The following is a 17,771-nucleotide window of genomic DNA, read 5'->3' on the forward strand; positions in this document are numbered from 1 at the left end:
CGCTTCGATTGCTTTAATCTTCTCAGCTAACGCATCTTCTACTGCTTTCTTAGCTTCTGGCTTCGCTGCTGGTTGTGGATTTACATTGTTTACTTCTGTTGTTCCATTTTCCTTAGCTTGCGTTACTGCGTCATTTGTTCTCGCGTTGTTGATTGCTTCTTTTGCTGCATCAGCTTTGGCTTTCGCATCTTCCTTAGCTTTTGCTTTTTCTTCATCAGTTAAGTCGTTGTTTGCATCAATCGCTGCTTCCTTAGCTTTCAATACATCATCTACAGCATTTTTTGCATCAGTTTTCTTTTGACTAGCTTGTGGATTAACGCTTTCCACATCAGCAACACCTGATATTTTAGCACTGTCTACAGTTGCATTTGTTGTTGCATTGTCGATTGCTGCTTTTGCTGCAGTTGCTCTTGCTTGTGCATCTACTTTTGCTACAGTTTTTTCTTCGTCTGTTAAGTCTGTACGAGTATCAAGTTGAGCTTCTTTTGCTTTAAGAGCTTCATCTATTGCGTTCTTTGCCGCTGGTTTTGCCGTTGCTATTGGTGTTACTGAACTTACACTCGTTGTTCCCTCCATTTTAGCTGAGTCTACAGCTGCGTTTGTTGTCGCTTTGTCAATAGCTTGTTTTGCTACATCTGCTTTTGCTTTTGCATCTGCTTTTGCTGCATTCTTTTCTTCAGTCGTTAAGGCATTATTCGCATCAATTGCTGCTTCTTTCTCTCTTAAAGATGTATCAATAGCTGCTTTTGCTGTATCTTTCTTCGTTACTACAGGATTATCATTGCTAATCGCAGTTGTTCCTGATGTTTTTGCATTATCTAATGCTGCTTTTGTCGTTACCGAGTTATCATTAATTGCTGTTAAAGCTTTCGTTTTATCAGCATTAACTTTTTGGATTGCAGCTGCTTTCTCTTCTTCAGTTGCGTTTGTATTCGCATTTATCTCTGCAATTTTATCTTCAGCAGCTTTGTTAACTGCATCAATTGCAGGTTGTTTATTTAAACTTGTGAACTCTGATAAAGGTTTTGTATCAGTTGAACCATCTTTATAGGTCACAACAAGATTTCCATTGGCATCTTTTGTAATCGTAGAAATTCTTGTTTCCTGATTATCTACAGATTGTCCTCTCTTACTAATAAAGTTCGCATCATTATTTGTCTGTGAATATTCAATTTTCACTTTTTCTTTAATTTTTTCGAACTCTTCAGCAGTTACATTCGCAGGATCTACTACACTAACGGTTCCTTCAGGAGACTTAATATCATATTTTGAAGTTTGATTTTTTACAATAAATTCTACATAACCTTCAATTTTTTGACGTTCCGCTGGATTTGTAGTTGCATTTATTCTTCCATCAAAAGGTGCACTTTCTCCATTATTGTCATCTTTAGCAACGATTATACTTGTCCACTTTTGACCATCTTTTAAATTCGTAGTTCCTGTCATTTTAATCGTTGCAGTTTTCTTATCATCTGAAACAGAACCTTCTCCACTTGATAGAGCACTATCTGTTACTTTTCCAACAGCTAAACCAAAACTAGTTGCATTATTATAATTAATATCACCAGGTCCACGAAGTTTTAAATCCTTAATTTTAGATTCATCCGTTGCTGTAAATGTTAAATCCGTTTCTTCTCCAGAATAAATATAAACATTTTTGTTAGCTACATCTGAATAAGGTACTGTTACTGTTGGAGGGGTATTTTTTTGCACAATTTCACCCACAGGTTTTGTTTTTGTAGAACCATCTGTAAATGTCACGACAATATTATTTCCAACAATATTTACTGACTGAATAACATCCTCAGGATGTTCTACTAAAGTTCCACGTTTATCAGCAAATCTTGCATCTTCGTTTGTTGTTGAATATTCTAATTGAATGCTATCTTTAATTTTCTTTAAGTCTTCCGCTGTTGGATTTGTCAAACTACTTACAGAAATTTTTTCATCTGTAGGTTGAGATCTTAGAGCATATTTCTTAGATTGAGCTTTTAGCACTAAGTAGAAATAACCCGGATCTGCAATACTATCACCTTTTTTAAGATTTTCTCTACCTTGATCATCAACTACCTGAATATAACGAGTCCCAATATTAAGTGTTTGAGTCTCTTGTTTTGTATAGTCTCTATGCTTTTTCAGTACATCATTTGGACGACCTGTAATGACAATTTTTGCAGGATTTGCTTGACTCGCTTCCGATGTTACTCCTGCTGTCTCCGCACGATTTATTACTGTTGCTGTGAATCCAAATTCAATATCCAAGTCATTATCTGTACCTGCAACATTAGGAAATCTTTGTCTAGATCCTTTCTTAATCGTTGCATAACGAATCTTTCCTGTTTCAGAATATACTGGAATTTCTAACGAAAAATGCTCTTCGTTATAAATATAGATCTCTTTTTTTGATGGAATAGAGAATGTGAAATCTACCTTTGGATCTTGATTCACAGCCGCACGGAAAGTAGTATCTTTGTCAATTTTACTTCCATTACGTGAATCATTTACACCCGTATTTTCAATCGCATTAGATTCTGATTTTTTCTCAGTATTCTCTGCTTTAATTCCAACTGTTTCTTTACCTTCAGTCGTATCTTTAGCAGGAGTTTCTTTTTTCTCTACAGCTTTATTACGTAATTTTGTATTGACTGTTGTAATTAACTGAGCATAAGCACTCTCTACTTCAGAAATATTATTTGAAGATTTCGCATTATTCGCTAAAGATAAAGATTCTCTTACTAATTGAACACTCTCTTCACTTTTATTCGAAAAAGCTCCATTTGCTAATTTCGATTCAATTTCTTGAATATAATTTTGTAACTTTTCTTTAACATTTAATAATTGTTTATTTTCATTTTCTGTTTCTTTCTTTTCAGTTAAAACTTTTTCTTCTTTTCTAGTTATCTCATCAACCTTTGTGTTTGCTACTGGAATTGAATTTTCTTGAATAACTACTTCATTTGCAGCAACTGCACCATTACCCATAAACAGTAAATAGCTAGCAATTGCTACAGAAGCAGCACCAAAACTATATTTTCTTATAGAAAATTTTTGAATTTTATTATAATTATTTTTAAAATTTCTCTTATGCATATTGACTCCTTCTTATTCTAGATATTCACATTTATAATAGCATATTTTAGTAATAACAACAAACTCTATGTTTAATTTTTTCACATAAAAATTACTTTAAAATCAGTATTTTACAAAATACTTTTCACAAATTTAGAAATATGACATTTTCATTAAAATATCATATTTAATATTGCAAAATTATTATTTTTTCCATCTTATCAATGATTATTTTTATACATAATAAAAAAGTCGTTTGCGAAGAATTACTCCTTCCATAAACGACTCATCTTTATAAAAAAATAAACCTACACATAAAGTGTAGGCTTTAATGTTAAAATTATGCTTCTTGAGAAACAACTTCTTTTCCATCGTATTGTCCACATGATGGGCAAACATGGTGGCTTTTTCTTAATGAACCACAGTTAGGGCATGCGTTTAACCCTGGTACTTCTAATTTGAAGTGAGTACGACGTTTAGCTTTTCTAGCTTTTGATGTTTTACGTTTTGGTACTGCCATTTTGTACACCTCCTAATCAATCTTCTTTACATAAAATGCTTTTTACTTTTCAGTCTCATCGGAATCGAAGAAAGACTGTAGAGCCGCTAACCTTGGATCAATTTGTTGTTCTTTTGCAACTGTTCGTCTTAAAGACAACTCTTCTTGAGAAATGACTTCCCAATCTTGACCACTAGGCATTCGGTCTTCACTCAATTCCTCTGGCGATAAGACTTGTAAAGGAATTGAAAGTAAAATATGATCTTCCACAGCAGGTTGTAAATCTATCCAATCAGTTTCTAACGGAATGACAATTTCTGTTAATTCCTGTTCTTCAAATGAAGTTCCTTTTGGAATATATCGTTCAACAATTTCTATTGACAATGGCACAACCACTGGCTCTAGAGACCTGGATGAAGGAAGTGTTATATCGACAGCACAAGTAAATTGCGCAATGACTGTTTCATTTTGATAAACTAGGAAACCTTTCGCTACAGCAGGCGAAACAGCTAGTATCGTATCGTCACGACTCTTTAAGTTGTCCTCTACTTGCATTTCCTCTTCAAAATAAACAGGCATTCCTTGAGAATTTTCAAGTTGTTTTAATGATATTTTCACATTTTTCACCCCTAAAGCAACATAGAGAATTATACTAAGGAATCTCTTGTTTGTCAATGTTTTCTACTTGACAATTGTATATTTCTCCATCATTTTATTTTATAAGCTGATTCTACAGATTTCTTACCAAGATTGCAATCATTATTTATGAGCAACTTTTTCCACAACTATAAATGGTCCGCCTAATTCATTATCTCCTTCATCGAAACTTCTTTGATTCCAAAGATTATCAATATCAAACCATCTACTATTCCCATTATTTTCAGGATCTCTGACAAATGTTTTTCCATCTTGGTAGCCACTCAATACAATGGCATGCGTAGCATTTGCTGCTCCTACAAAATGTCCTTGTCCAACACAAGCTAAAATGGTTTTCCCTTCTACTAAAGCTTGTTTTACTGCTCCTCTTGTATTAATAATTTTATAATCATATCCCCATGCTTTCAATGCTGCTGCTGAACCTTTTGCACTAGTTCCTACATAACCATTTGTATTCATATATTCTGTATTTTTACTAATCCAACGTGCAACTTCAATTGGTGTTGTATTCTCTCCAAAGCCATTAAAAATCATTGAAAGTGAAGTTGGTACACAGCCTGATACACCCATTGTAATTCCTCTTAATAATTCAGCCCCCCATTTAGAATCTCTTTGGAAATACCATGGCGTGTTTAATGGTTTAACATACTCTACCCATTTTCCATTTCCATCTACATAATATTTTTCTGAATCAACCCAAGCATTTTTAGCCATTTTACCATCTGCTAGCAAATAATAATTACCAGCCCATTGAGAACGAGCATAGCTTCCACCATTGTTTAAATAATACCATGATTGATAATTTGGATCATAAATCCATTCAGCGTCCGCCATTTTACCATATTGTTTTAAATAATAGTCACCAACCCATGTTGCGTTAGCATACGCACCACTTTTAGTTAAATAATACCAACCATTATAAGCTGGATCAAACAACCACTGACTTGCTAACATTTTTCCATTAGAACCTAAATAATAATCCGTTACCCATGCATTTTTAACATATTCTCCACTTTTAGAAAGATAGTACCAACCGTTATAAGATGGATCAAACAACCATTGACTTGCTAACATTTTTCCATTGGATCCTAAATAATAATCTGTTACCCATGTATTTTTAACATATTCTCCACTTTTAGAAAGATAGTACCAACCATTATAAGCTGGATCAAACAACCATTGACTTGCTAACATTTTTCCATTGGATCCTAAATAATAATCCATTACCCATGTATTTTTAACATATTCTCCACTTTTAGAAAGATAATACCAAGCTCCTTCTTTAGTATCAAATATCCATTCTTTTGTAACAATTTTTCCTTTTTTATAGTAACGCCAACCATTTGAATCTAATTGCCAACCATTTTTTTGGTTTTCTTCAGTCTTTTGGATTACTTTTTCTGACTGATTATTTTCCCCTTTTGGCTGTTCATTTTTTTCTTTTGGTTGCTCATTTTTTTCTATTTTGTTTTCTTTTTTTACTGTCTTATTTTTTACTTCTTCTACTTCTTTTAGACTATTTTTTTCTTTTGCACCCTGAATATTTTCTACAGTAGTTATTTTTTTTTCGATTGTCTGAACCTTATGTTTCTCAACAGGTTTTACTTCTTCAGCAAATACACTTGTAACTGGAAGTAGCCCTAATCCTAATAATGTTATTACCTTTTTCTTCACGTACTTCCTTCCTTTCTTTATATGTTATTTCATCTCTGGCTTAATCTGCTGAGCAGATTTATAACCAGATGGATTCATTATATCATAAATGTTGTCAAATTTCTTTTGTGCTTCTATGGACGAATCTGCATAATTTGTAATAAATAGAGTCTCTTCTCCTCTTAAAGTTTTTAAATATTCTCTTCCTTTTTCATTAAATCCTAAAACGGTCACTTCTTTTGGTTCACGAATACTCTCAAAATGTTTTTCCATTTGTTTCTTTGTAATTCCTAATAACACATATAAGCATAAACGTTGTAATCTTGCCCAAGTCCATCGTTTATTTTTCAATAGTTGAATAAAATCATGAAACGAATTTGCTTGCGGCAAAATTTTTTTGAATCGATATTCAATCCCTTCATCCATTTGATAAATCATTCTTAATTCTTCTACACTACTTCTTTCTAATTGGTACTTTAATAACAACCAATATTGTTCCCAATGATTACGGTATTCGGCTGAAGAAACTTCTTCTAAATAAGCTAATTGAGAATATAATTGATAATTTCTTTCAGATTTTAATAGTTGCTTCCGCAATGCAGTTCCACTAGCAAACTGTTCGTCTTGGATTTTCTCATCTAAATGTCCATTTCCCATTCGTTCAATGGTTAAGAATTTCATCGGTACATTTCTCGACAATATTTCTTTTACATATGCAAATCCCAATTGTTGATTCGGCTGTTGCATTAATCGATATAACGGACTATTTTCTCCAAAATGCTCTTTTGCAATGAGTGAAAGTCGATTTGCATACGTGAGAGATTTCATCTCGTCATTTGTGACGTGTTCTTTTATTTGTCTTTGTAATGTACTCCATTCCTGAAACGCTACTTGATAATCGATTCTTGTATCTTCTACTCCAAAAGCAATTTGTGAGCATTTTGCAGCATGCAAAATACCAACGCCTCCAGCCGCAAACCAATCTGTGGCTTGTGTGCTTGAAAGTGTTGGTAATTCTAATATTAAATCCGCCCCATTTTCTAGAGCCATTTTTGCACGATGCCATTTGTTCTCAATGGCTGGTTCTCCTCTTTGAACGAAATTTCCGCTCATCGCAACAACAATAACATCTGTATCTGTTTGCTTTCTAATTTGTTCGATTTGATAATGATGACCTTTATGAAATGGATTATATTCTGCAATAATTCCACAAGCTTTCATGTAATTCCTCATTTCAATGCAATAAAAAACCAACGTGGAGAAGTTTCTTTCACTTCTGATTCACCAAAATTGGATTTTATCCATACTTTTTTAAATCCTACCATTTCAAGTGCTTCTTGATACCATTCCATAGGGAAAGTTTGCTCCACATGTACTTCTTGAAAATGCTCAAATAATGTTTTACTCGTTTGAGATTCATCACGAATAAACATATCGATGACATGTTCTACACTTCCAGGTTCCTCTAATTCATAACTTTGCCATAAAAACGCTAAATTTTCACTCGTATAATGATATTGATATCCTGGAAATACTTCTTGCATTTGATACAGAGAATGCACATCAAATAAAAACAATCCACCCTCTTCTAAATGCTCGTAAACAGTTTTAAATACTTTGATTGTATCTTCAAACTCTGTTAAATAACAAAGTGAATCAGAATATAATGTAATAGCGTCAAAAGTCTCTAATCCTTTTAAATCACGCATATCTTTTTGAGCCCAATCAATCGAAGAGTAATCTTGTTGATATTTTTCTTTGGCAATATCTAACATTTCGTTCGACAAATCAACTCCGGTCACTTGATAGCCTACTTCTGTTAGTAAAGTCGAAACTTCTCCCGTTCCGCAAGCTAATTCCATGACTTTCTGGATTTTTCTGCTCGTATACGTGTTAAAAGAATCTTTTGTAAACTTCACCCATAATTGGTATTGTTCATGATCCATTACTTCATCATATACATGCGCAAAGGTTTGATAGGTCATTCTTTTTCACTCGCAATATTGACGATTGGTGCGTCATTCCATAATTTTTCTAAATTATAATATTCACGGTCTTCATAGTAAAATACATGTACAATTACATCATTTAAGTCCATTAAAATCCAACGTGCATTGTCTTTTCCTTCGATGCTTTTCACCTCAAAGCCTTCTTTATGTACTTCTTCTTCAATTGCATCTACAATGGCTTGTACTTGTTTTTCATTTTTCCCATGAGTAATGACAAAGTAATCTGCCACTGGTGTTAAGTGTCCAACTTCTAATGCAACGATTTCTTGAGCTAATTTATCATCTGCTGCTTTTAATACTACATCTAATAATTGTTTACTACGATTTTCTGTCATACGTTTCCTCTTTCTATTACTAAATAATTATAAACTTCTAATGTTCCAGGATAAATATATACTTCTTTTTCAATTAAATACTGCAAAGTATGTCTTACTAAATACCGAACTGCTTCATCTATATTATGATGAGCAATTTGTCTTGCTTCTTCTACTCCTGGATAATTTCTTCCATCTTCAATAGCATCTGCTACAAATAAACATTTAGATAACAGAGTCATTTTAGTGCCACCAATCGTATGCTCACGAATAGCGTCTAAAATTTCTTCATCTTGAATGTCTAATTCATCTTTTAAAATTTCTGCTCCCACAGGACCATGTAGAATTTCAGAAGATTGATTTTTTAGTTGATATGACAACTGTTTTTTGACCACTAATTCTTGTAATTCTTCTAAGGGTCTTTCTTTTGCATAATCATGAATTAACGCTGCTAAAGAAGCTTTTGTGATATCTACTCCATATAATGTCGCTAATTCCATAATTTTCTTTTCCACTCTTAAACAATGGTCAAATCTTCTTTGACTCATTTGAGAGCGAACTTGATGTAAAATTTTGTCACGACTCAAAGAAGAATACGGGGAAAAATCTAAAACTGTCATTCTTGATACAGTCCTTTCTCAAAAATATATTCTTCTACACTTTCTGGAACAAGGTAACGAATACTTTGTCCCCATAACACATTTTTACGAATTTGTGTTGAACTAATTTCCATTTGGGGCGCTTCAATCCATAATACTGGATATGGAGTTTCTTTTGGATAACCTGGACGACACACTCCTACAAATTGAACTTCATGAACTAATTCATCGATTCGATGCCAAGTCGGTAAATAATCCACCATATCGCCACCGATAATAAAGTAATAATCTATATCTGGATTCTTTTCTTTTAATAGTTGAATCGTATCAAAACTATAACTTTTTTCAGTACGCTCTAACTCAATCGTTTCAAGTTGAAAATGATAATTATCTTGTATCGCTAATTGTGTCATTTCTACTCGATAGTTGGCATCAATCGTTTTCTTTTCATCTACATGAGGTGGAATATGGCTCGGCATAAAATAGATTTTATCCAAATTCAACTGAACTCTAGCTTGCTCTGCCATAATTAAATGTGCCACATGAGGAGGATTAAAACTTCCTCCTAAAATTCCAACACGCTTTTGTTTTCCACTAAAATCATTCTGTTTTACTTTTGGACAAAGCTTGATGGATTGCATCATATTATCGCCCTCTTTTTACAAATTCTGCAAATCGAATCGAAATATCACGATTTTTTGGATTTCGAGCTTGTTTATACAGTACAATGGTATGTCCAATCACTTGAATAATCGTGCTACCGGTTTTTTCTGCTAATACTTCAGCAGCTTCCTGAGGTTCTTCCATTGTATTTTGCAATAAACTCACTTTAATTAATTCACGTTTTTCAATCGCAAATTGGATTTGTTGAATCATTTCTTCACTTAAACCGCCTTTTCCAATTTGAAAAATCGGCTTAATACTATGTGCTTCTTTTTTGAAAAATTGTCTTTCTTTTCCTTTTAATTCCAATCCAATCCCTCCTTCTTATATAATCGATGGACGTTTAATAACATCTACTTCTTTTGGACTCCAAACTTCAATAGTCCCTGGTTTTTGAATCGTTACCCATCCTAAACCTGCAATCACAATATCTGATTTTTCTTTTACTGAAAAGACTGTCTTATGTAAAGTTGGATATTGTTTAACATAATCTCCTGTAGGAGGTGTTAAAATCGTCCCATTATGTCTTACATAAAACTCATCTGCTTTTTCTAATTTTGTACGATGTAATTCAATGGTTTGTGGAGTATAAAATGTTAAGGAATTTCTCTCTCCTTTTGTATAATCCACTCGTACAAGTCCACCAATAAAAATCGTTTGTTCTGCATTTAATTGGAAAGTTTTTGGTTGTAATTCCTTTTGAGGTAACACCTTTTTCACTTCTTTTTCTGCTAAATAGTGTGCAATTTGATGACGGTGAATAATCCCAGGTGTATCAATTAAGCTTGAGTGTTCATCAAATGGAATATCAATTTGTCCTAATGTAGTTCCTGGGAATTGAGAAGTTGTAATCACATCTTTCGTTCCACCAATACTTTGAATTAATTTATTAATTAAAGTAGATTTCCCTACATTCGTTACCCCGACTACATAGGCATCTTTACCTTGGCGATATTCATTGATTTTATCTAACAATTCATCTATTTGAATACGTTTATTGGCACTCACTAAAATTGTATCTACTGGACGAATGCCATATTCTTTTGCAAAACGTTCAATCCAGTTTTTCAAGCGATTACGATTCACTGATTTTGGATATAAATCCACTTTATTTGCAACAAATAATACCGGATTATCTCCAATAAAACGTTTCAACCCTGAAATCATACTTCCATATAAATCAAATAAATCGACTACATAAACAACTAGTGCATCTTTATCTGCAATCGAAGATAACATTTTTAAGAAATCGTCATCACTTAAAGAAGCAGGTTGTAATTCATTATAATTTCTTAATCTAAAACAACGCTGACAATAAACGGGTTGTGCTTGCTCTAACATTTTCGTCAATACACTTGTAGGAGTATAGCCGATTTCTTCATGATTTTCTGTTTGAATCGTTGCGCCACATCCCATACAAAAGTAGTGGTTTTCAGTCATGGATTTTCTCCTCCCATTTCTCTGAGTAATTTTTTCCATATAATACAGTTAGAATTAAATTTTCAAAAAATCGATTGATTCTTGTTTTCTTAGCATCGGATAACTTTAAAGGTTTTACTAGTATTGTTTTAATACCAAAAGTTCCTGCACCTAAAATGTCTGTCAATAACTGATCTCCAATCATCACAATTTCATCTTTTGTTGCAGTCGTTTGACTCAGTGCTTCTTTGAATCCTTTATGCAGTGGTTTTAGTCCTGGAAAAACGTACGGTACGCCTAATTGTTCTGCGACTCTTTCAATACGATGTTTTCGATTGTTAGATACTAAGATGATTTCAATCTTGTTTTCTTTTAACTCTTGAACCCATGCTTGTAATGTATCATTTGTATCTAATTCATCCCACTCCACTAATGTATTATCAATATCTGCAAAAATTGTTTTGATTGATTGTTTTTTTAAAAATTCAATGGAAATGGATAAATAATCTTTGATAAACCACGTTGGTGTTAGTGTAATGGACATATTTCTCCTCTATCTTTATTATCTTTTTTCAACTCGAACGCCTAATGGATCGACGGTTAATACTTGAATGGTATAGTTTCCTAATTCGCTTGGTAATTGTTCTTGTAAATGTTGAACAATACTTGTTGCTTTATCTTTGGACGATAACACCATCACAGTTGGACCCGCTCCACTTAAGTACGTACCAATCGCTTCTTTTTCTTTTGCAAGCTTACGTACCGGTGTTAAAAATGGAATTAATGTTTCACGATAAGGTTCATGGAATAAATCTTTTTCTACGATTCTAGAAACATTTTCCCAATCTTCTTGCCACAGTGCTGCAACTAATACATTCGAACGACTACTTGCTTGTACCGCTTTTGAATATACAAATTCACTAGGAAGAACTTGTCTACTTGCTTTTGTAGATAATTCAAAATCTGGAATTAACGCAATCCCTTGAATCTCTGATTGAATTTCTTTTTGTAAATAGTCAACTTCTTGACTTTCTTCATCATAAGTCGCAACGACTAATCCACCTAAAATAGCAGGAGCTACATTATCTGGATGCCCTTCTAATTTTGTTGCCCACTCAACTTTTTGTTGCGGAGTTAAGTTCAATTCCCCTAATTGATTCGCTAATTCAATTCCTGCAACAATCGCACTAGAACTACTTCCTAATCCTCTTGTCATTGGAATATCACTTTCACATACTAAATGGTGAGGTTGTAAGGTTGGACAAACTGCTAAAGCAGTTTCAATAATTAAATTCTCTTGATTGCTTGGTACGACTTCTCCAAATGGATGTTCAATTTTCCATTCATTACTAGGTTCTACAACCGTTAATGTTAAATATAAATCAACTGCAATCCCAATGGAATCGAATCCTAATCCAATATTAGCAGTTGTTGCGGGTACAATAATTTTCATTTTTATGCCTCCAACACAGGATAGATTCTAACCGCTTCTACACCATCTACTTGTTGATATGCGGAAACTTTTTCTTCTAACTCAGCTTCTGAAATTTGAGTAAATCTTGTTAATACTGCTTGATTTGGTAATACAACTTCGTCAAAATCTTCTGGTTTACTTGTTTCAATTACAACAGCATAATCTTTTAATGGAGCTGTTGTTGTATGAACTTTAGTCACTTCTGTCAATGGTTCAAACGGAACAACTTTTGCATTACGATTTTGTTGCGTTGCAATCATCATGACATCAGCTACCACACTTGTTGCAGTTGGATGTGAGCCTGCACCTTTTCCGTATAGTAAAATTTCTCCTAAAGCATCACCTGTTACAGAAATAGCATTATTTTCATAAGCAACTTGAGCTAATAAGTGGTTTAAACTTACAAAATAAGGACGTACTTCTAAGTATACTTCTTCACCATTTGCAACAACACTTGCTAATAATTTAATCGTATAGCCTGAAAGTTTAGCTAATTGTAAATCTGTTTTAGTCACTTGTGTAATACCTTTTTTAGGAATCGCATCGAATGAAACATTTGTTCCAAATGCTAATCTTGTTAAAATGATTAATTTATAAGTAGCATCATAACCTTCTACATCACTTGTTGGATCTGCTTCAGCAAACCCTTTTTCTTGAGCAGTTTTTAACACTTCTTCATAAGATAATCCTTGTTGGCTCATAGAAGTTAAAATAAAGTTTGTTGTTCCATTTACAATTCCGTAAATCGCTTCTACTTCATTACTTGAAACATGTTCTACTAAAGGACGTAATACAGGAATTCCGCCCCCAACACTTGCTTCATAATATAAATAAACATTATTTTTTCTAGCAATTTGAGATAATTCAACACCATGCTTTGCTAATAAATCTTTATTCGCTGTTACGACATGTTTTCCTGATTCTAAAGCTTTTTTCACACAGTTATAAGCAAAATCCACTCCGCCTAAAACTTCTACAATAATAGAGATTTCTTCATCATTTAAAATATAGTCTACATCCGAAGTAAATGTAATGCCTGAAATTTTATCAGCAAATAGTTCTGGTTCTTTTACAAGAGCTTTTTCAATTTGTAATGAAACTCCTGTTTTCTTTTCAATCGATGCTTGATTTTTTGTTAAAATATGATAAACACCACTTCCAACTGTTCCAAATCCTAATAAACCAATTTTTTCTACTTTCATCGTAATCCCCACTTTTTCTTATGTATAAATATTGAAAAACCACAGCACACATTTTATAGGCGCCGTGGTTTATCACAAAGTCATTAATCTTGTAATAGTTCAAAAATTTCAATTGCGACTAAATCGATATCATCAAATTGGAATGTTTGTTTTGTCTCACAATCTTCTAACTCAAAGCTATCTGCTTCTTGATTAAATGTCACAACACATTTTTCAACACCATCTTTTTCAAAACGACGAATTTCAATATCCGTGCTTTGATCCGCCATTGTTTGTAGACGTTGCACAATTGCAACTAGTTGTGAAGGTTTCATGTTGCTTTACCCCTTTCAGCTTTCTTAATTTCTATTCTACCATAAAACTTTTTTAGATTATATGAAAATCCCTTTAAAAAACATACTTTTTTATAAATTTATTCAGGAAGTGTCCAATATAAATGAATAAGAGCTTGAGTTCCTAAATCGCCGTAACCATCATCACAAACTGTTTCATATAATTTTCTTGCTTGTAAGGTGGCTGGTAAAAATAATCCCATTCTTTCAGATTCTTCCACTGCAATTCGTAAGTCTTTTAAGAAATGTTTTGCAAAAAATCCTGGACTATAATCTTTCTTTAAAATTCTTGGTCCATAATTCGATAATGACCAGTTAGCTGCACTTCCGGCTCCAACTGTTTGAAGTACTTTTTCTAAATCTAATTCCGCAGCTTTTGCATACACTAACATTTCAACTAAGCCTGTCATTGTTCCAGCAATCATAATTTGATTCGCCATTTTAGTATGTTGACCAGCTCCATTGGTTCCTTGTAACGTAATTGTTTTTGAAAAAGTCTCTAAAATTGGACGCACTTCTTCTAAAACAGACTCCTTACCACCAACCATTGTGGATAATGTTCCATTTTTCGCTCCTAAATCTCCACCAGAAACTGGAGCATCTAGTGCCTCACAAGATAATTTTTCAGCTTCTTCTGCAATTTTTTTCGCTAAAGAAGGAGTACTTGTTGTTAAATCAATAAGTACTTTTCCTTTTTCTAACCCTTGAAAAATCCCTTGTTCACCAAAATAAACTTCCTCTACATCTGTTGGATAACCTACAATCGTTAACACGACATCAGACTGACTAGCTACTTCTTTTGGAGTATCCGCCCATTTTGCACCTGCATCGATAACTGCTTGTGCCTTTTCTTTTGTTCGATTATAAACTGTAACTGGATAACCGGCATTTAATAAGTGCTTCACCATAGAAGACCCCATCACGCCTGTTCCTATAAATCCTATTTTTTTCATTCTTCAGTCTCCTTATCATCATAGATTTTGAAGAAATTCATCTTTTCTAACCATGTTTTCGTATTTTCTTTATCATGTTGATAATTACTAATAGCATCTTCATAAAATGCTTCTACTCTTTTAGCAAAAGTTACAGAAGAAATCTCTTCTAATAATTGATTTTGTAATTCTTCAACTTGATGAGAAGTTTGATTGCTACATTCTAGATATGCTAACACACTAGAAGCAATATCTGCATCTTTTTCATATAACATTCCTAATTCTGGTTTAGTAATAAATTGTTGTAAATAATCATTTTTCTTCGCAATAACTGGAATTTTATTCACTAAAGCTTCTAAATAAGTCAAACCTTGACTTTCTGACTCAGAAGCGTTCACGTATAAATCCGCCATTTGGTAATATTGTGATACTTGTTGATGATCCACTTCACCAGCAAACTGTACATATGGTGTTATCCCTAAACTTTCCACTTGTTTTTTAAGTTCTTCTTTTTCTGGTCCTCCACCAACAATACAGCATTTTACAGATGAATCTTTTTCTAAAATTGTAGGCATTGCATCTAAAATCGCAGCAATATTTTTTTCTTTCGATAAACGACTTAACGATAAAAGTACTTTATCCTCTTTTGTATACCCTAACTTCTCACGTAATTCTTCTGCAGCCTGTGGATTTAATTTTGGAATTTCAACACCTGTTGGAATAACACGAACTTCTTGAGTTACTCCATAAGATAATAACTTATCTTTGGTCATTTGACTTGGTGCAATCACTCCACGAGTTTGATTACAAAAGTTTTTAGAAATATATGCCACATGACTTGGTCTTAAAATTTTTCCATTCGCAATATAGTGTAAATATTTTTCATACATTGTATGATATGTATGGATTGTTGGAATCCCAAGCATTGCTCCTAAAATTTTCCCAAGTAGTCCTAAACTAAATTCTGTTTGCGTATGAATAATATCTAATTCGTATTCTTGAGAAACTTTATAAGCTTCAATAAAGCCTTGAACAGCAATTCTTCTTTCTTTAAATGAAAACAATGGAATACTTCCCAAGCGAACGATATTCCACTCAGGCATCGTAGCATTTGGATCAGTTGTTGTAAAAATAATAACCGTATGACCGAGACGTTCTAATTCTTCTTTCAACACTCGAACAGACGTAGCAACACCACTAACTTGAGGGAAATAGGTGTCTGTAAAAATCCCTACTCGCATAAGTTCCTCCTTAAATATCTCTATTTGTCTTTTTATTCGTTCTAATTTATTTCACACGTATCCCTATTATATACGATAGTGCAATATCTGTCACGGACTACAAGAAAAATCAGTGTCAAACACAAATGATAATGTCTCAATTAAACACAAGTAAAAAAAGGAGGACTTCTACACTTAGGTATACGAAGTCCTCTAAAACGGAAGAATAAGAATACTTCTTTAGCTACACTTGCATATTTCAGCTTGCATCTGAAACAATAACCTACTATAGAGATTATATAAAAGAGGAGTATTTTATTTCTTTGGTATTTCTAACATTAGATGTTTAGATTCTTCTATATTCGTTTCCTCCATTTTATCAATAATCTAAATAGTCAGTATCTTTATCTTCTTCACACATAATTGATTTTTATTCATTTTTTAAATTTCTATTCTATCAAATAGTTTGATAATCTCAGAATCCGAAAATCCTAAGTCATATAGTTTTTCAAACAATATTTTTGTTAGCCTGTTAAAATTCTGATTTCTTAACTCAATTATTTTCTTCTCACTTTCAATAACAAAAAATTTTTTACTTCCACAACTAACAATCAACCCCTGTTTCTCAAGAACTTTTAATGCTTTTTGGATGGTTGCAGGATTACATTCTTTCCTCTCTGCTAAAGTTCTTATGGGAGGCATCTGTTGCCCCAGTACATACGTATTTCTTAAAACAGTTGCTCTTATCACAGATGCTATTTATAAATATGGATAAATATTCACTTAACCTTTTTATTTTTCCTTCCTCGTATAAATTTCCAATAAGCAGAATACGGAACAACCGTAGCAAACAGAAGATAATATTTATTGGCAAACATATCTGCAACTCCTTTTGCATTGAAATGAACAGGAATTTTCTCTGGGAGAAATATGCAAATAATAAATATTACAACAATCATGAATATCAACACCAAGACATCTTTTAAAAGTCCATCTTTCATACCATTTTCCCTCCTTGAACTAAATAAAATTTAACTTACTAACTTTTATATAAACTTCGCTTGAAATAACAAGTAAAGTAACTGATATTATCTGCAAAACTGGTGTTATCGAAAGACTTAAAAACCAATTAAGAAGAATTGGTGTAATAAGTGCAATTATCCCAACAAGTCCAGACACAATAACAGGCATGCTCTGCTTTACAACCATCATCTCGCTTTCCCATTCATAATTTGGATACTTTTTATTTAGGGAAATTCCTATCACTGTTATAAAGATCGAATAGCATATAGGAACAATTATTAGGTTAATAACTTGAATAAAGTTCATATCAAGTTTTAGCATAAATGCAAATATGGAAATCATATACCCCATCAAATGAAGTGTAAGGTTTACAGCTATCTTAGAATTTAAGATCATTTTTACCTTAACAGGAGAGCTTTGCAAAATCCAAATGTTTTTTCCTTCTAAAGATATCGCTGAAGCTGCCGGGCAACTGAGCGAGAGCATAGATGCAATAAATAATGGAGCAAAATTTGAGAGATATTCATTTATATTTTCTATTCCTGAAGACTCTCCTATTTGTTCTACAGAATTAAAAAGCAAAAATATACTAAAAACACATAAAAGTATTACACCAAGGCCTGCATTCAAGACCGCCATGTACGAGCTTAAAAAGCGTCCCATTTCTTTTTTATACAAGGCAAGAAATATCGATTTTCTATTATAA

The 17,771-nt window shown here is 33.0% G+C and carries 19 protein-coding genes and 1 pseudogene; all 20 read right to left on the bottom strand.

Annotation, left to right across the window (positions count from 1 at the left end):
- On the bottom strand, nucleotides 1-3,090 hold a 3,090-nt coding region (locus RWO76_RS08225), incomplete at its 3' end, for a DUF1542 domain-containing protein (protein ID WP_314355164.1).
- A gap of 319 nt (nucleotides 3,091-3,409) precedes the next feature.
- On the bottom strand, nucleotides 3,410-3,589 hold the full coding sequence (rpmF, locus tag RWO76_RS08230) for a 50S ribosomal protein L32 (RefSeq protein WP_006703042.1): 180 nt from the start codon (nucleotides 3,587-3,589) through the stop codon (nucleotides 3,410-3,412).
- A gap of 42 nt (nucleotides 3,590-3,631) precedes the next feature.
- Nucleotides 3,632-4,186, bottom strand: a complete 555-nt coding sequence (locus RWO76_RS08235; protein ID WP_314355165.1) for a YceD family protein — start codon at nucleotides 4,184-4,186, stop codon at nucleotides 3,632-3,634.
- A 141-nt stretch (nucleotides 4,187-4,327) separates the two neighbouring features.
- Entirely contained in the window at nucleotides 4,328-5,899 is a 1,572-nt protein-coding gene (locus RWO76_RS08240) for a C39 family peptidase (protein WP_314355166.1), read from the bottom strand.
- 24 nt (nucleotides 5,900-5,923) lie between these two features.
- Nucleotides 5,924-7,099, bottom strand: coding sequence for a nucleotidyltransferase (locus RWO76_RS08245; RefSeq protein WP_314355167.1), 1,176 nt, complete (start codon nucleotides 7,097-7,099; stop codon nucleotides 5,924-5,926).
- 8 nt (nucleotides 7,100-7,107) lie between these two features.
- Nucleotides 7,108-7,863 (bottom strand): class I SAM-dependent methyltransferase, encoded by a 756-nt coding sequence (locus RWO76_RS08250; RefSeq protein ID WP_314355168.1) that lies wholly within the window; start codon nucleotides 7,861-7,863, stop codon nucleotides 7,108-7,110.
- Nucleotides 7,860-8,222 carry a ribosome silencing factor gene (rsfS, locus tag RWO76_RS08255; protein ID WP_006703047.1) on the bottom strand — a complete coding sequence of 121 codons (363 nt, stop codon included), beginning with the start codon at nucleotides 8,220-8,222 and terminating at the stop codon, nucleotides 7,860-7,862. Before rsfS ends, RWO76_RS08250 begins: the two co-directional genes overlap by 4 nt.
- A complete protein-coding gene (yqeK, locus tag RWO76_RS08260) occupies nucleotides 8,219-8,821 on the bottom strand; it encodes a bis(5'-nucleosyl)-tetraphosphatase (symmetrical) YqeK (RefSeq protein ID WP_314355169.1) in 603 nt (200 codons plus the stop codon). The genes rsfS and yqeK overlap by 4 nt, the downstream gene beginning before the upstream one ends.
- Nucleotides 8,818-9,444: a nicotinate-nucleotide adenylyltransferase gene (locus RWO76_RS08265; RefSeq protein ID WP_314355170.1), complete on the bottom strand. Its 627-nt coding sequence runs from the start codon at nucleotides 9,442-9,444 to the stop codon at nucleotides 8,818-8,820. The genes yqeK and RWO76_RS08265 overlap by 4 nt, the downstream gene beginning before the upstream one ends.
- A gap of 1 nt (nucleotide 9,445) precedes the next feature.
- Nucleotides 9,446-9,772, bottom strand: a complete 327-nt coding sequence (gene yhbY / locus RWO76_RS08270; protein WP_314355171.1) for a ribosome assembly RNA-binding protein YhbY — start codon at nucleotides 9,770-9,772, stop codon at nucleotides 9,446-9,448.
- A 15-nt stretch (nucleotides 9,773-9,787) separates the two neighbouring features.
- A complete protein-coding gene (gene yqeH, locus RWO76_RS08275; RefSeq protein ID WP_314355172.1) occupies nucleotides 9,788-10,903 on the bottom strand; it encodes a ribosome biogenesis GTPase YqeH in 1,116 nt (371 codons plus the stop codon).
- Nucleotides 10,896-11,426 (bottom strand): YqeG family HAD IIIA-type phosphatase, encoded by a 531-nt coding sequence (locus tag RWO76_RS08280; RefSeq protein WP_314355173.1) that lies wholly within the window; start codon nucleotides 11,424-11,426, stop codon nucleotides 10,896-10,898. The genes yqeH and RWO76_RS08280 overlap by 8 nt, the downstream gene beginning before the upstream one ends.
- Before the next feature lie 18 nt (nucleotides 11,427-11,444).
- Complete coding sequence (thrB, locus tag RWO76_RS08285; protein WP_314355174.1) at nucleotides 11,445-12,335, bottom strand: homoserine kinase; 891 nt, start codon at nucleotides 12,333-12,335, stop codon at nucleotides 11,445-11,447.
- A 2-nt stretch (nucleotides 12,336-12,337) separates the two neighbouring features.
- Nucleotides 12,338-13,558 (bottom strand): homoserine dehydrogenase, encoded by a 1,221-nt coding sequence (locus tag RWO76_RS08290; RefSeq protein ID WP_314355175.1) that lies wholly within the window; start codon nucleotides 13,556-13,558, stop codon nucleotides 12,338-12,340.
- A gap of 83 nt (nucleotides 13,559-13,641) precedes the next feature.
- Nucleotides 13,642-13,872, bottom strand: a complete 231-nt coding sequence (locus RWO76_RS08295; RefSeq protein ID WP_006703055.1) for a YkuJ family protein — start codon at nucleotides 13,870-13,872, stop codon at nucleotides 13,642-13,644.
- 98 nt (nucleotides 13,873-13,970) lie between these two features.
- On the bottom strand, nucleotides 13,971-14,843 hold the full coding sequence (locus RWO76_RS08300; protein ID WP_314355176.1) for an NAD(P)-dependent oxidoreductase: 873 nt from the start codon (nucleotides 14,841-14,843) through the stop codon (nucleotides 13,971-13,973).
- Nucleotides 14,840-16,063 carry a glycosyltransferase family 4 protein gene (locus RWO76_RS08305; RefSeq protein WP_314355177.1) on the bottom strand — a complete coding sequence of 408 codons (1,224 nt, stop codon included), beginning with the start codon at nucleotides 16,061-16,063 and terminating at the stop codon, nucleotides 14,840-14,842. The genes RWO76_RS08300 and RWO76_RS08305 overlap by 4 nt, the downstream gene beginning before the upstream one ends.
- Before the next feature lie 420 nt (nucleotides 16,064-16,483).
- The gene (locus RWO76_RS08310) at nucleotides 16,484-16,792 is read right to left on the bottom strand and encodes a GntR family transcriptional regulator (RefSeq protein ID WP_314355178.1); all 309 of its coding nucleotides are present in this window, start codon (nucleotides 16,790-16,792) and stop codon (nucleotides 16,484-16,486) included.
- 29 nt (nucleotides 16,793-16,821) lie between these two features.
- Nucleotides 16,822-17,043 (bottom strand): DUF1648 domain-containing protein, encoded by a 222-nt coding sequence (locus RWO76_RS08315; protein ID WP_314355179.1) that lies wholly within the window; start codon nucleotides 17,041-17,043, stop codon nucleotides 16,822-16,824.
- A gap of 19 nt (nucleotides 17,044-17,062) precedes the next feature.
- Nucleotides 17,063-17,771 (bottom strand): annotated as a pseudogene (locus RWO76_RS08320) (hypothetical protein); the annotation flags it as partial.

The organism is uncultured Granulicatella sp. (assembly GCF_963521425.1).
Lineage (GTDB): Bacteria > Bacillota > Bacilli > Lactobacillales > Aerococcaceae > Granulicatella.